The following is a 16,294-nucleotide window of genomic DNA, read 5'->3' on the forward strand; positions in this document are numbered from 1 at the left end:
GGTGATGTCAGGCGGAATCCGAGCCGGCCAGGGAACACGCCGACATCTTAACATGTTGCCCCACGGTTGAACCAGTTGATTGAAAAAACGATGGCTGGCCGCTAAGATTGACTCGGGCATGAAGCCCTCCCAAGACTCCGCTCGCCTCTCTCCAGCTGGTAATCGATAACGCCGATGTCGAAACCCGATCGCACAAAGAAAACAGTCTCCACCGACGCCACGCGTTCGGATTCATCGCGACGGAAGTTCATGCAAAGCTCCAGCCTGTTACTGGCTGGCGGTGCGGTTGCGGGCGGGCTGAGCGTGGCTCGCGCGGCCCACAGCTTCGGCAGCGACACGATCCGCGTCGGGTTGATCGGATGTGGCGGACGGGGAACCGGCGCGGTGACTCAGGCATTGAGCACCGTCGATGGCGAAGTTCGTTTGACGGCGATGGGAGATCTGTTCGAAGACCGCATGCAGACAGCGTTTCGGACGATCAAGAGCAAGCATCCCGACCGCGTCGATGTCACCCGTGACACGCGGTTCGTCGGCTTCGACGCCTATCAAAAAGTGCTGCAAGCCGATGTCGACGTCGTGATCCTGGCGACCCCTCCCGGTTTCCGGCCCTTGCATTTCGAAGCGGCTGTTGACGCCGGCAAACATGTCTTCATGGAGAAGCCGGTCGCCACCGATGCTCCGGGCGTGCGACGCGTGCTGGCGGCCAACGCAATTGCAAAACATAACGGTCTGGCGGTCAGCGTCGGCCTACAACGCCACCACGAAGCCCGCTATCGCCAGTGCGTCGCTCAACTGCACGGCGGCATGATCGGCGACGTGATCATGTCCCGCGCCTACTGGAACGGATCGGGAATTTGGGTCCGGCCGCGGCAGCAAAACGATACCGAACTGCAGTACCAGTGTCGCAACTGGTACTACTTCAACTGGCTCTGCGGCGATCACATCACCGAACAGCACGTCCATAATCTCGACGTGATCAACTGGGTGATGGACGGTTTCCCCGTGGAAGCTCAAGGCCAAGGAGGCCGCCAAGTTCGGACCGGCGAGGATACCGGTCAGATCTTCGACCACCACTTTGTCGAATACACCTACGACGGTGGGGCGAAACTGATCAGCCAATGCCGGCACATGAAAGGCTGTTGGAACAGCGTCGGCGAATACGTTCACGGCACCCGCGGTTATGCGATTGTCAACAAAGCCGAAATCTACGATCACCAAGACAATCTGATCTGGAAGAGCGATGCGGCGGTCGAACAGGGGAAGGGCTGGCAGCAACAGCATCACGATCTGTTCGCCGCGCTGCGACGCGGCGAATCGCCGAACGAAGCCGATTATGGTGCGCACAGCACGATGACCGCGATCATGGGGCGAATGGCCACCTACGGCGGTAAAGTTGTCCGCTGGGACGATGCGATTCACAGCGACATCGCCTTGGCCGATTTCGATTCCTTGCGATCGTGGGACGATGTTCCGCCGGTCCTGCCTGCCGACGACGGCTCGTATCCCGTCGCGGTGCCGGGTAAAACCATCGTCGTCTGATCGATCAGAACGACATTCCCTAAGGCTTCAAGGACGAGGAACACCGCTGTGGCGAAAGCGACAAAGCAATCCGATCGCGTGCAAACGCTGGAACGGATCATCGCCCATCTGGACACGCAGTACGAACAAGGGATCGCGTGTACGCATCCCGACACCGGCGTGTTGGTCAGCGATGGCGAATACGATGCGCTGCGTCGCGAACTGCAGACGCTGAATCCTCAGTCGACGCTTTTCGAGACAGCGACCGCGTCGCAGTTGGAGAGTGCGGTTGCGAAGGTCGTCCACGATCCGCCGCTGACGTCGATCGAAAAGGCGAGCCACGAAGATCTTGCCGTGCAGCAGCAGATGCTGTTCAAATGGCTCCGCGGCGCCGACGACGCAGCCGTCGCGGAAGCTCCCGCCGGCGAACTGTTTGCCGACACGTTGCCCGACGATCTGATCACCGTCGACGGGATGAGCTACGACGGCCAGCCAGTCGTCTACAGTCCCGATCGGTTCTACGCGGCTTACAAGCTCGATGGCGTGGCGATCGCTCTTTATTACGAACAGGGAAAACTGGTCCGCGCCGGGCTGCGACCGCGCGACGGGATCAACGGCGAAGATGTCACGGCGCAGGTGCGTTATGTTGCCGGCGTTCCGGATAGGCTTCCCAAGAAGATCAGTTGCTCGATCCGGGGCGAACTGATCTGCAAGCTCTCCGACTTCGAAAAGGTGCAGTCCGAGTTGGCCGACGAAGGGGAGAAGTTGCGAGCGAATCCGCGGAACCACACCGCCGGTGGGATTCGCCAATTCAAGAACCCCGAAAAAACCGCGCGGATGCGGATCAGCTTCATCGCTTACACGATCGAAGCGCTCGACCATCCACCTTATAAGACCGAGATCGAGCGGGCTCGATGGTGTCAGGAAACGTTGGGGATCAACTATATCGAGCCCCAACCGTTTCGCTTCGAGAACCTGCAGGCGATGGAAGATGCCGTGCCAACTCTCGATTTCGAAGTCGACGGCGTCGTGATCGGAGTCAACAATCTCGAGGATCAGGAACAACTGGGACGCCACGGCGATCCGCGGACTGGCAATCCGAAAGGGAAGATCGCCTGGAAGTTTCGCGAGGAGGAAGCGACGCCGGTGATCCGCGACATCCAGTGGCAGACCGGTCGGACCGGCAAGATCGTCGCCGTGGCGATCTTCGATCCGGTCCGTTTGGCCGGCACCAACGTGACCCGTGCGACACTGCACAACGCCGGATTTATGCTCCGCAATCAGATCACGATCGGGTCGACGATCGCCGTTCGCAAAGCGGGGAAGATCATCCCCAAAGTGACCGGCGTGATCGCGGGGCAAGGGGAGCCGCAGTTTCCCGAACAGTGTCCGGCTTGCAAAGCGAAGACCCAGCTGCAGCAAGGGGGAACCGAAGAGATGCTGGAACTGGTCTGCCCCAACCCCGATTGCTCGGCGCAAAACGTCCACGGGCTGTGTCATTATCTGAGCACCTTTGGCGTCGTCGGCTTAGGGGAGAGCCGCGTGCGGACGATGGTCGAAGGGGGCAAGGTCGCGACGCACGCCGATTTCTATCGCTTGGAATTGGAAGACGCGATGGAATGTGGGCTGACGGAACGTCAGTCGCTGTTGGCACTGGCGGCGGTCCACATGATCCCTGCTCCCGACAAGATGAAAAACGACGAGCTGGGGATCGCGATCGCGACGGCTCGGCAATCGAAGAAACAGGTTCCGTTGTGGCAGCTGTTTGCGGCGTTTGGCATCGAAGCGGCGGGCAAGTCGGCTGGCAAAGCGCTCGAAGATCACTTCAGCAGCTTCGATGCGATCCGCGCCGCCACGGTCCAGCAACTTATCGAAGTTGGCGACGTCGGCGAAAAGACAGCCGAGACGGTCTCCAGCTACTTGTCGACCAACGCCGCAGCGATCGACGACCTGCTGAATTACGTCGAACCTCAGTCGCCGAAAACGGGGCTGCTGACCGGCAAGAACTTCTGCTTCAGCGGCGGCTTTCCCGAGGGGAAGCGTCACTGGGAACAGCGCGTCGAAGAACTCGGCGGCAAGTGTTCCGGCAGCGTCTCTAAGAAGACTCACTACCTGGTCGCCGGAACCGCCAGCGGATCGAAGAGCGAAAAAGCGGAGAAGCTTGGGATCCCAATCATCGATACCGACCAGCTGCAGAAGATGATCCAGGCTGGCGCGGAAACCGATGCATAGGCAAAAACTTTTCACGCGTTAGAGTTCTTCTGCTTGGACTCGAAACGCTACACTAATTTGTTCGGCTGTAGATGATGGCCGCGACGAAGCCGCCTAACTGCCGCAAGTTTCCTGTCCACGCAACCCCATCCCGGCCATCGAGGGTCGCCAACACGATGCAATATTTTTTAAGACTCTCGGTCCTGGTCTGTATCGCCACGAGTGGTTTCTGCACTGCGGAAGAGCCTGCCGACAAAACCAATGCCCGCTTCCAACAGGCGGCCGATCGAACGTTTAAAGCCTTCGATCGCGAGGAGGAACAAACGTGGCAGCGTCCGTTCTTCTTTATGCAAATGGCCGATACGCAGTACGGCTTCTTCAGCGGCAACAAGGGCTTCGATCAAGAAGTTGATCTGGTGCGCCGGGCTGTCGAGCATATCAACCGCCTGCGGCCGCGGTTTGTGATCGTCTGTGGCGATCTCACAAATGCGACGCCAGAGCATCCGCGTTATCGAGAACAGGTTGCCCAGTACCATCGCGACTTTTCCGAAGTCGATGCGGAGATCCCGTTGGTCTGTGTGTGTGGGAATCACGACGTCGGCAACCGACCTACTGCCCAGTCGATCGCCCATTACAAGGAAAACTTCGGCGACGACTATTTTTCGTTTTGGGTCGGCGGCGTCTGCAACATCGTCCTCAACTCCAGCGTCCTCAAAGATCCCAAAGACGCTCCCGAGGTCTTGGCCGCTCAGCAAACGTGGCTCCAACAACAACTGCAAGAAGCAAACGCGGCAAAGGCGAAACACATCCTGATGTTTCAGCATCACCCGCTGTTTCTGGCGGAAGAGGATGAGCCCGATCAATACTTCAACATTCCGCTGCAGCGGCGAACGCCTTTGCTGGCCCAACTGAAGCAGGCAGATGTCCGCGCGGTCTTCGCCGGACACTACCACCGCAACGCTTACGGCACCGCCGGATCGATGGAAATGATCACCACCGGTCCCGTCGGCCGTCCGCTGGGGAAAGATCTGTCGGGCTTTCGCATCGTGACGGTGCATGAGACGGGAATCGAACATCGATACTGGGGGATGGACGACGTCCCAGAGAAGATCGAAATCGAGACGACATCCGACGCGCGATAGGTCTGACGCACGTCGTTGTTGCTGCAAAATTGGGTGCGACTCGGCACCGGTTGCGGATCCATATCGATAAATTGTTCTGTCGTTGTAGCCACCGAGCGGTGGGACGTTAAACTCAATACGGTTCAGCGAAGGAGCCTCGGACCGTCGAAAGAATTAGCGGCGGGATGTCGCGGACGAGGTTACGAGTCCCAGCGATTTGGTCTGATGCAAAAGGACTCGTAACCTCGTCCACTACACGCTTCGTTGAACGGTATTGCGTTTAACCGCGTGCCCAGCAGGCCGCGCGTCCACCGCGACAAACGCATGTCGTAAACGCGCGGGGCGTTGCCACCGCGGTTAAACGAAGCGTAGTGAACGGTGGGGCGTTAAACTGACAACCTCGAATCCCCAAAAGTCGAGGCGCAACACGCCGCTCCAATGAAGTACGTCTCTTCGGGGCGCTGGCGGTGAATTCTCTGGAAAAGGATGGAGTGAGTGATGGAGCCGCGCGAGGCAATACTGAAAATTTCCGCCGCCATGAATGCGGCGGTGATCGGCCAGCAAGAGGTGGTGGAGCGGATCCTGATTGCGCTGTTGGCCGACGGGCATGTTTTGATGGAAGGTTTTCCCGGGACGGCAAAAACGCGGTCTGTCAAGACGTTGTCGAAGCTTGTCGAAAGCGATTTCGGCCGCGTCCAATTCACTCCCGACCTGCTTCCTTCGGACGTCACCGGATCGGAGATCTACCGCGAGCAGGATGGATCGTTTGAGTTCCAACCCGGGCCGATCTTCGGCAATCTGATCCTCGCCGATGAGATCAACCGGGCTCCGGCAAAGGTCCAATCGGCGCTGCTCGAAGCGATGGAAGAACGCCAGGTGACGGTCGCTGCCAAGTCGCACGCGTTGCCCGAGTTGTTCCTCGTCCTGGCGACGCAAAACCCGATCGAGCAAGAGGGAACGTACCCGTTGCCCGAAGCTCAGATGGACCGCTTCCTGTTGTACGTTCGCGTCGATTACCCGGTCGGCGACAACGAAACCGCAATCCTGCGTCTGGTCCGTGGCGAGAAGTCGGGGGCAGCGGCCGAGCCGATCGCACCGCTGTCGCAAGAGGTGATCTTCGCCGCCAGAAAAGAGGTCTATGCGGTGCACGTCGCCGAGCCGGCGGAGAAATATATCGTCGACCTGATCCTCGCGACGCGGAATCCGAAACAGTACGGCGATCAACTGGCGCGATGGATTCGCTTGGGGGCGAGCCCGCGGGGGACGCTGGCGTTGGACGCCGCAGCGCGAGCCCACGCTTGGTTGCAGGGGCAGGATTTCGTCTCGCCCGACAACATCCGCGCCGTCGCCGCCGCCTGCTTGGCGCATCGCATTCACCTAACCTACGAAGCCGAAGCGGCGGGTGTTACGCGGGTCGAAGTGATCGAAGAACTGTTAAAGAACGTCGTCCCTGTATGAGCCAGCCGATGAAAGCCCGGGTGACGATTACGCTCGAAGACTTGATGATGCTCAAAGCCGATGCGCGCGGCTTTTCGCTGACGCCTCGCCAGCCGGTCGGTTCGCTGCTGGCCGGTCGGCATGCGTCGCGGCTGCGCGGGCGCGGGCTGATGTTCGAAGAACTGCGTCACTATCACCAAGGGGACGACATCCGGTTGATGGACTGGAAAGCGACAGCACGGCTGCGATCGCCCCACGTCCGCGTCTATTCTGAAGAACGCGAGCGGCCCGTTTTGATGGTCGTCGATCAACGGTCGCCGATGTTTTTTGGCAGCCGTCGGGCGATGAAGTCGGTCGCGGCGGCAGAGGTCGCGGCGCTGGGATCTTGGCGTGCCTTGGACAGTGGCGATCGCGTCGGCGGTCTGGTCTTCAACGACCACGAGATCGCCGAGGTGCGTCCGCATCGCAGCCAAAACCGCGTGCTGCAATTGTTCCACGAAGTCGTTCGATTGAATCAGCAGCTGGCGGATCCGAGCGCCAAGCAAAACGAAACCGCTGCCGGCGAGCAACCGATCCAACTGAACGCCGTTCTGGAACATGCGTTGCAGGTTGTGAAGCACGATCATTTGGTGGTCGTGATCAGCGATCTCGACGGTGCCGACGACCAGACGCAACAGCTGACCAGCCGGTTGGCGGCACACAACGATGTCTTAATCGTGGCGGTCTACGATCCGCTGGGGATCTCGATCAACGGGGCTCCAGGAATGCTGGCCCATGATCGCGGTCGGGTTTGGGAAATTTCGAACAGCCCCGGTTTTCGAGACGAGTTCCAAGCCTCGTTTCAACGGCTGCTGGATCATTGGAAAGAGATCTTTCACGGCTTGCGAGTCCCGGTGTTGCCGATCTCCACCGCCTCGCCCGTCGCTCCGCAGATCCGGTCCCTCTTTGGCAATCAATCACGGTAACGATGGACGACGCAACTAGCCTAGACCGTTTGCACGATATCGTCGTTCCGCCAGAGGTCCCTTGGTGGCCGCCGGCTCCGGGCTGGTACGCCGTGATGATCCTTGTCGCCGCAGGCGTGTTGGCGATCGCTTATCGTTCGTGGCGTCATTGGCAAGCGAATCGCTATCGGCGGGCGGCACTGCAAGAGCTGCAGTCGGCCGATTCGGCGGCCTCGGTCTCGGAGATCTTGCGTCGAACCGCGCTGGCGATCCAACCGCGAGCCGAGATCGCCGATCTCGTCGGCGATCTTTGGGCGGCTTGGTTATCCGAAGCCGCTCCACTGCCGATGCCGGCCCAGGTCCGCGAGCAATTGGCATCGGCGATCTATCGCAAATCGGAAACGACCGACGAACTGAATTCGCTACGGGAATACGCCAGCGGCTGGATTCAAACGCATGAGATTCCGGCCGCCACGAACCCATTGCCGGAGGACCGCCACGGATGCTGACCTTCGACTACCTCTGGGTTTTCCTGCTGTTTCCCCTGCCGTGGTTGTTGCGCGCGTTGCTGCCGCCACGCCAGTCACAACAAGTATCGGTACGCGTTCCGTTTGGCAATCGCTTGGCCGAAGCGATGGCCCGCAGTCCCGTTGCCGTGATCGCTGCGGCAGCGCCGACGCGTTGGATTCTGCCAGCGATTCTCTGGACGCTGGTCCTCGCCGCCGCCGCGCGGCCACAGTGGATCGAGCCGCCAATTACCAAGGAACTACCAACGCGCGATCTTCTGCTGTTGGTCGATCTGTCGGGATCGATGGACCAAAAAGACTTTACGAATAAGAGCGGTCAGAAAGTCGATCGGCTGGCGGCGGTCAAAGAGGTGCTGGGAGAGTTTCTCGACCGGCGTCAGGGAGATCGCGTCGGGTTAGTCGTCTTCGGCGACGCGGCCTATCTGCAAGCTCCGTTTTCGACCGACCTGGAGTTGTCGCGGCGTTTGTTGGACGAATGCCAAGTCGGCATGGCGGGGCCACGGACCGCGTTGGGAGACGCCATCGGTTTAGGAGTTGGTTTGTTTGACGAGAGCGATGCTCAGGCGAAGACGATCATCGCGCTGACCGATGGCAACGACACCAAGAGCAAGATTCCGCCGATCGAAGCGGCACGCGTCGCGGCGCAACGCGACATCCACATCCATACCGTCGCGATCGGCGATCCGACGACGGTCGGCGAGGATGTGTTGGACGAACAAGCGCTCCGCGACGTCGCATCGGCCACCGGCGGGGCTTACTTTTTTGCTGCCGATAGGAAGAGCTTGGTGGGGATCTACGACGAATTGGACAAAATCGAAACTCGGAAAGTCAAAACGGTCAGCCATCGCCCACGCACCGATATTTACTACGTGCCGCTAGCGGTGGCGCTGCTGCTTTCGATGGCCAGCAAATTTGCCGCCGCCCTCTCTCGCCGGACTCCTCCGGAACTGGCCGCCCAAACGACAAGGATCCACGTCAATCCGATCACTGGCAGTTTGGAGGTCGACGGATGATGGGACTCTTGCACAACTTTCATTTCGTCCGCCCACTTGGCCTGGCGCTGATTCCAATCGCGATCGCGGTCTGGTGGTATTGGCAGCGACAGATCGATCCGCTGCGCGGTTGGCGGCAACAGATCGATCACGACCTATTGGAAGCGTTGGTTGACGATCGCGATACGAAGCGCGATCCCATGCGTTACGCGATGGTGGCCGCTTGGATCGTCGCCGCGATCGCGATCGCCGGGCCGACTTGGAAACTGGAACCCAATCCCTTCGCCGAAGACGCTCCGCCATTGATGATCGTCTTGAAAGCGAGCGAGAGCATGTTGCAGTCTCCCCCTTCGCCGTCGCGGATGGAGCGTGCTCAACTGAAGATCAACGATCTGGCGAAGGCGCGCAAAGGAGATCCGTTGGGACTGCTCGCGTATTCCGGTTCGGCCCACCTGGTCCTTCCGCCGACGCAAGACACCGCCGTGATCGGTGAGATGGCGGCGGAGATCAGCCCCGATGTGATGCCGGTTCCCGGCGATCGTTTGGACTTGGCGATCGCCGCTGCGGGTGGCTTGTTGCGAGAACAGGGATCGGGTGGCTCGCTGTTGGTCGTCGCCGATACCGCGGATATCGATCCGTCGGAAGTGGCCCAAGCCCATCGTTCCGTCGGATCACCGCCAACGGAGTTCCTTGCATTGACCGATCCCGATTCGGCGGAGACGCAATCGCTTCGCGACGTCGCTGCGGCGATCGGTGGTTCGGTCGAATCGCTTTCGATCGAAGACGACGACATCCAACAGATCCTCAGCTTCGCTCAACGACGCGCCGCCGCAGGCGTCTCGGGCGAGAGCAACCGCTGGCAGGAGGCTGGTTATTGGTTGACGCCGCTGTTGGCTTTGTTTGTCGCTGTCTCGTTTCGACGCCAAAAATCTTCGCAGCCCAAGGAGTAGCCCGTGATGATTTGGAAAACCGGAGCTGCCGTGGTCGCCATCTCCTGGATCGGTCTTTGGATGACCGGCGATCAACATGGCGATCGCTTGATGCGAGCGGAAAAGTTTGCCGACGCAGCGGCCGTTTACAACGATCCAATGCGGCAGGGAGTCGCTTGGTATCGCGCGGGGGAATTCGAAAAAGCGACTCAAGCGTTTGCTCGTCTTGCGACGCCGGAAGCCGAATTCAACCAAGGGAACTGTTGGTTGATGTTGGGTAAATACGACAAAGCGGTCGCCAGTTATGAACAAGCGATCGATCAGCGCCCCGATTGGAAGCAGGCGCTGGAGAATCGCGACCTCGCCGCCGCGCGGGCCAAGATGCTCGAGTTGAAAGGGGGCGATCTGGGCGATCAGCAGGTTGGAGCCGACAAGATCGTCTTCGACAAAAAGAAGGACGATCAGGGACAGGAGACTGAAATCGCGGGGGACCAAGCCGCGTCCGATGCCACGGTTCAAGCGGTCTGGTTGCGCCAAGTGCAAACCAAACCGGCCGATTTCCTGAGGTCGAAGTTTGCGTTCCAACAAGCGGAGCAGGACGCAGGAGAGACGCAATGAGGGTGCCGCGTGGGATGACGTTTGGGCTGGTCGTGGTCACACTCTGGGCGATGACCTTTGCCGCCGCGGCGCCGGCGGCGGATGACGATCCCGTTTCGATCGACGTGCCGAACAAAGAGGCTTGGATGGGACAGCGGCTGCCGATTTTTGTGCAGCTGCGCGGCAACGGTCCGTTTGTCGGAGCCGCTAGTTTTTCGATCCCCGAGATTCCCCGAGCCCTGTTGGTGAAGGTCGGCAGCCCGGTCGTCTCGTCGGAGGAAAAGGGGGACACGTCGTGGTTCATGCAAACGCACGAGTTCGCGTTGTTCTCGCAGGCAGCCGGAAAAGTCACGGTCCCCGCGTTCGAAGTCCGCTTCACCCACCGCGACGGCTTCACCGGTCCTAACCAGGCACATGTGGAACAGGTGCCGGCGACCGATCTGCAGATCAAACGGCCGCCGGGATTGCCGGAGTCGGTCTTTCTGGTGACGACTGAGAAGCTAGAGATCAGCGAAACGTGGACTCCCGAACCGGGATCGGCGAAGCAGGGAGATGTCTTCCGTCGCACGATCGCTCAGAGTGCCCAACAGACATCGGGCATGGCGCTCGCTCCGCCATCCACCACGGCTCCCGAAGGAATCAGCGTCTACGTCGGCAAACCGATTGTCGACGACAAGACTCAGCGAGGTGAGTTTAGCGGCACGCGCAGTGACACGATCACCTACATGCTGAAAGGAGCGGGGACGCTCACGATCCCGGGAATCAAATACATCTGGTGGAATCCGAAATCGGAAGAGTTTGGGACCAAGACGCTTCCCCCGATGACGTTCGAAGTGGCTGCCGCACCCAAGCCAGCTCCCCCGCCTCCTCCGCCACCAAGTCGGAGGCGAATCGCGTTGATTGCGTTTCTGTGCATCGCGATGTTGGGACTCGTGGTCTGGCAATTCGATCGGATCCGATCTTGGACGTTGAACATGTGGCGGCGTTTGAATCCCGCCGATCGAGTCGCCGCCCGACATCTGATCCGCGCCTGTCATCGCAACGATGCCGCGGCCGCCGAAGCGGCATGGACCGATTGGCAAAATACTCAGCCTGCAAGTTACCAACCCTCAGCCGAACTGTTGGCTGCCGCGGCGGAACTGCATCGCACGCGCTACGGTCAGCGCGCCGAAGCGTCGGCAGCATGGCAAGGTCAGCCGCTTGCCCAAGCATTCCGCAAAGCGACAGCCACATCGTCTGCGACGCAAAACCAGCAACCGCCACTGCCGCCACTGAATCCTCGTTCGACCTAGCTGTTGCTGAGATTGGTCTCCCACATCGGCTGCTGCCCTTGTCGCCGGGCGCAGAGGCGAAAACAATGTTGATTCGCCTCGTCAATTTGCAAGCGATAGCGTGTTGACACGAAGAAGTGCGAAAATGCTCAACGGCCCGAGAGTTCAATCAGGAGCGGTGAAATGAATCTTGCGACATCCAACGGCGACGCGTTTGCCGAACCGTCGGTCGACCTCAGCGAACTCGCAGACGCCTTTCGGAACGCTCGTGCCTTCACCGCCACGCTGTGCGAGCCGATGGAGATCGAGGACATGGTCGCTCAGTCGACGCCCGACGCCAGTCCCGTCGTTTGGCATCTGGCGCATACGACTTGGTTCTTCGAAACGTTTCTACTGAAGCCGTTTTGCCCCGGATACGAACCGTTCCATCCACAGTTCGAATACCTGTTCAACTCCTACTACAACGCCGTGGGTGAGCAGTTCACCCGCGCCGACCGTGGGCTGCTGACGCGGCCGACCGTCGCTCAGGTGCGCCAGTATCGCGAGTCGGTTGAAGGCTGCGTGAATGAATTTTTGGCGGCCGGTAGGTTCGACGATGCCGCGTCAGTGCGAGCGACGGTTGAACTGGGAATTCAGCACGAACAACAACATCAAGAACTGATCCTGACCGACCTGAAACATTTGCTCAGCCGCAACCCGTTGGCCCCCGCCTATCGCTCGAATCCGGATGCCACCCAGTCTTCCGATGGCATGATGACGGAAAGTTCCGTGGCGACAGCCGCTCCGATTCGCTTCGTCGAATTCCCGGAACAACTCGCCTGGATCGGACACGATGGCGACGAGTTTGCCTTCGATAACGAACGGCCTCGCCACCGCCAGTTCGTCGAAGCGTTTGGCATCGCCGATCGGTTGGTGACCAATGCCGAGTATCTCGAGTTTATGGAAGCTGGCGGCTACAAACGCCCCGAATATTGGTTGTCGATGGGCTGGGGGGCGGTCTGCGAAAACCGATGGCAATCGCCGCTCTATTGGACGCAGCGCGATGGTCGATGGTGCGAATTCACGCTCGATGGTATCCAGCCGTTGCAGATGAACGCCCCGGTCTGTCACATCAGCTATTTCGAAGCCGACGCATACGCGCGGTTTGCGGGGCTGCGATTGCCGACGGAAGCCGAGTGGGAGATCGTCGCCGGTCAGACGCCAGTCGAAGGTCACTTTGCTGAATCGCTGCGTTTGCATCCCGCCCCGGCGGCTGGCGACGACGGGATCGATCAGATGTTTGGCGACTGTTGGCAATGGACGGCCAGTCCCTATATCGGCTATCCCGGCTATCGGCCAACTAGCGGTGCGATCGGTGAATACAACGGCAAATTCATGTGCAATCAATACGTTCTGCGAGGCGGTAGCGTCGCGACCAGCCGATCGCATATCCGGGCCAGCTATCGCAACTTCTTCCCTCCGCAAGCGCGGTGGCAGTTCACGGGCATCCGCTTGGCGAAGTAGACCCCGTCAGCGAAGTGCAACTCGCAAGGGAAGCGATAATCTCGCCGAACCCACCCCTACGGCTGCTTCGGCATTATACTGTGGCTTCGAACTTCCGATCCGCTTCCACGTCTTTGATTCACCTCGATGAACATGCTTGCGATGAATAGACTCTCCCTGCTCCTTTCCGTACTGCTTTCTTCCGCGGTCTTCGAACTCTCCGACGCATCCGCTCAAGGTTCCAAAAAACTTGCCTGGTTGAAGACCAAGCCGGAGGCCCAGTGGATCTGGTCCGAAGGGGAGATCACCGCGCAGCAACCGATCTATGTCCGCAAGTCGTTCGAGATCGCCGGGCCGGTGAAATCGGCGAAGGTCTTCACGACCTGTGACAACCGAATGACACTGTGGATCAATGGCAAGGAAGTCGGAAAGAGTCCCGATTGGCCGAATCCAATCCGCAAGGATGTTGCGAAGCTATTGCAATCGGGGCGGAATACCATCGCGATCGCTGGGCAAAACAACGGTGGGACCGCTGCGTTGGTTTTCAAACTCGCGATCAATGCCGAAGCTAAAGGCAGCTCGCAAACCATCGTTTCGGACGGATCGTGGAAGCTTTCGAAATCAGCACCCGCCGACGGATGGACCGACACCGCCTTCAATGATTCCGGATGGGCTGACAAGGTCAAAGTCATCCGGCCGCTTGGTGGTGCTCCTTGGGGAATCCCTGGTGCCAACGGATCGCCCAGCGCCGGTGAAGTCACTGCGCCGGAAGATCTGAACGTCGCCGACGGATTTGCTGTCGAACTGATCTACACGGTTCCCAAAGACGACCAGGGCTCTTGGGTCGTGTTGGACAAAGGTCCCGACGGTTCGCTGATCGCCTGCGACCAGGGAGGCAAAGGGCTCTATTCGATCCAGATCAAAGAATCGGCCGACGGCCCGCAAGCCGATGTGCAACCGATGAACATCGCCAATCCCGACGGCAACGGCACGCTCTCCGGAGCCCAAGGTTTGTTGTGGGCGTTTGATGCACTTTGGTTCCACAAGAATGGAGGTCATCTGTATCGGATCACCGACAGCGATGGCGATGGCAAGCTGGACAAGAGCGAGCAACTGCCAAGCAAAACCGGCGGCGGTGAACATGGCAACCACGCGTTGATCCTTAGCGAAGATGGCAAGTCGATCTATATGGATGGCGGCAATCATGCTCCGTTGCACGACGTCACTCGCCGGCGCGTGCAATCGTGGCAGGAAGATCATCTGCTGACGCGGATGTGGGACGCCCGTGGGCATGCTCGCGGCGTGATGGCTCCCGGCGGCTGGGTCACTCAGCTCGATCCTGTCAGCCTGCAGCAGGAACTCGTCTGCATCGGTTTCCGCAATCAATACGACATCGCGATGAATGGTTTCGGCGACATCTTCACCTTCGATGCCGACATGGAATGGGATCTGGGGATGCCGTGGTATCGCCCGACGCGGATCTGCCATGTGGTCAGCGGCGCCGACTTCGGCTGGCGAAGCGGAACGGGCAAATGGCCAACGTATTATGAAGACAGCTTGCCACCGACGCTGGAGATCGGCCCCGGTTCGCCGACCGGAGTCGCGTCGGGCGTGGGAGCAAAATTCCCCGCGAAATATCAAGACGCGATCTTTGCATTGGATTGGACCTTTGGAACGATCTACGCGATCCATCCGACTCCCGAAGGGGCCAGCTACACCGCGACAAGCGAAGCCTTTGTCACCGGCGTCCCGTTGCCAGTGACCGATGCGACCGTCGGCGTCGACGGAAACTTGTACTTCACCGTCGGCGGACGCGGCACGCAATCGGGGCTGTATCGCGTGCGATACGTTGGCAGCGAAAGCACCGCTGCGAACCAGACCGAAGCGTTGCCAAGCGACGTCGCTGAGGCTCGGGCTATCCGCAAGCAGTTGGAAGAATTTCATGGGCGTCACGATGCGACAGCTGTCGACACGGCGTGGCCTCATTTGAGCAGCACCGACCGTTTCATCCGCAACGCCGCCCGCGTTGCGATCGAATCGCAGCCGACCGACCAATGGGCTGAACGGGCGATGAACGAATCCGATCCGCAAGCTCGGATCACCGCCGCCGTAGCGTTGGCTCGCATGGGCGACGCCAAATTGCAGCAGCCATTGATCGAAAGCTTGTTGGAATTGAATCCCGTCAAGCTTTCCGTATCGCAAACGCTCGGATTGTTGCGCGCCTACGCGTTGACTTTCATTCGCATGGGCCGCCCGTCTTCGGAGCTCGCCGATAGCGTGATCGATCGTTTGAACCCGCACCTGCCGAATGAAAATGCTGATGTCAACACGGAACTGGTCCGCGTGTTGACCTATCTCGAAACGCCGCAGATCGTTGCCAAGACGCTTCAGTTGATCGAGGATCGCTCGGCGCCAGAGGTTCCCGATTGGTCGGAATTGGCCGACCGCAACGCTGGCTACGGCGGGACGGTTCGCGCGGTCTTGGAGAATCATCCGCCATCGCGTGAGATCGGGTATGCCTTGATGCTGCGGAACCTTCGCAACGGCTGGACCGTCGATCAACGCCGCAGCTACTTTGAGTTCTTGAACGCGGCGGCGAAGGGATCGGGCGGCGCGAGCTTCCCCGGATTCATGACGAACATCCGGGAGGAGGCGTTGGAGAATTCGACGAACGAGCAACGGGCAGCGGTCGCCGATATCACGGGCGAAGATTTTAATCCCGTTCCCGATTTTGAAATCAAGCCGATCGAAGGGCCGGGGAGAAAGTGGACGACCGAAACCGCGATCCAACAATCGGCGAACAAGTTCAATCAAGCCGATTTCGAGCGCGGCCGCAGCCTCTATTTCGCAACCAGCTGTGGCAAGTGCCATCGCGTCGGTGGCTTGGGCGGCAGCATCGGGCCCGATCTGACGAGCATCCGAAATAAGTTCGATGTCCGCTACTTGGTCGAACACATAATCGAACCGAGCAAGGTGATCTCGGATCAATACCAATCGTCGGTCGTGCTGACTCTCGATGGGCGTTCGATAACCGGCTTGGTCTCCGAGGAGGATGGGAAGCTGGTGATCTTCCCCGCCGACGCCAATGCCGACCCGGTGGTTGTCGATGCGGACGATGTCGATGAAGTCCGGTCTTCACCTGTGTCGCAAATGCCGGTAGGCTTAATCGACGGCTTAAACCCCGATGAGCTTCGCGATCTGCTTGCTTATCTAATGAGCGGCGGCGATCCGAAGGAGACCAAAGTCTACGGAAAACGCTAACGAT

Annotated in this window: 12 protein-coding genes; all 12 read left to right on the plus strand. The window is 59.6% G+C overall.

Features of this window, described 5'->3' with window-relative positions:
• The first annotated feature begins 174 nt into the window (after positions 1-174).
• The 12 genes from CA51_RS12260 (at position 175) to CA51_RS12315 (ending at position 16,290) form a co-directional block, all read left to right on the plus strand.
• Positions 175-1,539: a Gfo/Idh/MocA family protein gene (locus CA51_RS12260; RefSeq protein WP_145120942.1), complete on the plus strand. Its 1,365-nt coding sequence runs from the start codon at positions 175-177 to the stop codon at positions 1,537-1,539.
• Between the two features lie 48 nt (positions 1,540-1,587).
• Positions 1,588-3,750 carry an NAD-dependent DNA ligase LigA gene (gene ligA, locus CA51_RS12265; RefSeq protein WP_197451789.1) on the plus strand — a complete coding sequence of 721 codons (2,163 nt, stop codon included), beginning with the start codon at positions 1,588-1,590 and terminating at the stop codon, positions 3,748-3,750.
• Positions 3,751-3,905: 155 nt separating this feature from the next.
• Positions 3,906-4,871 carry a metallophosphoesterase gene (locus CA51_RS12270; RefSeq protein ID WP_145120946.1) on the plus strand — a complete coding sequence of 322 codons (966 nt, stop codon included), beginning with the start codon at positions 3,906-3,908 and terminating at the stop codon, positions 4,869-4,871.
• Positions 4,872-5,348: 477 nt separating this feature from the next.
• Positions 5,349-6,308 carry an AAA family ATPase gene (locus tag CA51_RS12275; RefSeq protein ID WP_145120948.1) on the plus strand — a complete coding sequence of 320 codons (960 nt, stop codon included), beginning with the start codon at positions 5,349-5,351 and terminating at the stop codon, positions 6,306-6,308.
• Positions 6,309-6,316: 8 nt separating this feature from the next.
• Positions 6,317-7,252, plus strand: coding sequence for a DUF58 domain-containing protein (locus tag CA51_RS12280; RefSeq protein WP_145120950.1), 936 nt, complete (start codon positions 6,317-6,319; stop codon positions 7,250-7,252).
• A 2-nt stretch (positions 7,253-7,254) separates the two neighbouring features.
• On the plus strand, positions 7,255-7,740 hold the full coding sequence (locus tag CA51_RS12285) for a DUF4381 domain-containing protein (protein WP_145120952.1): 486 nt from the start codon (positions 7,255-7,257) through the stop codon (positions 7,738-7,740).
• A complete protein-coding gene (locus CA51_RS12290; protein ID WP_145120954.1) occupies positions 7,734-8,771 on the plus strand; it encodes a vWA domain-containing protein in 1,038 nt (345 codons plus the stop codon). Before CA51_RS12285 ends, CA51_RS12290 begins: the two co-directional genes overlap by 7 nt.
• Complete coding sequence (locus CA51_RS12295; protein ID WP_145120956.1) at positions 8,768-9,700, plus strand: vWA domain-containing protein; 933 nt, start codon at positions 8,768-8,770, stop codon at positions 9,698-9,700. Before CA51_RS12290 ends, CA51_RS12295 begins: the two co-directional genes overlap by 4 nt.
• Before the next feature lie 6 nt (positions 9,701-9,706).
• Positions 9,707-10,297 (plus strand): tetratricopeptide repeat protein, encoded by a 591-nt coding sequence (locus CA51_RS12300; RefSeq protein WP_145120958.1) that lies wholly within the window; start codon positions 9,707-9,709, stop codon positions 10,295-10,297.
• On the plus strand, positions 10,294-11,568 hold the full coding sequence (locus CA51_RS12305) for a BatD family protein (protein ID WP_145120960.1): 1,275 nt from the start codon (positions 10,294-10,296) through the stop codon (positions 11,566-11,568). Before CA51_RS12300 ends, CA51_RS12305 begins: the two co-directional genes overlap by 4 nt.
• A 162-nt stretch (positions 11,569-11,730) precedes the next feature.
• Entirely contained in the window at positions 11,731-13,050 is a 1,320-nt protein-coding gene (egtB, locus tag CA51_RS12310) for an ergothioneine biosynthesis protein EgtB (RefSeq protein WP_145120962.1), read from the plus strand.
• A 141-nt stretch (positions 13,051-13,191) separates the two neighbouring features.
• Complete coding sequence (locus tag CA51_RS12315; protein WP_197451790.1) at positions 13,192-16,290, plus strand: c-type cytochrome; 3,099 nt, start codon at positions 13,192-13,194, stop codon at positions 16,288-16,290.
• Positions 16,291-16,294 lie beyond the last annotated feature (4 nt).

It is taken from the genome of Rosistilla oblonga (assembly GCF_007751715.1).
Classification (GTDB): Bacteria; Planctomycetota; Planctomycetia; order Pirellulales; family Pirellulaceae; genus Rosistilla; species Rosistilla oblonga.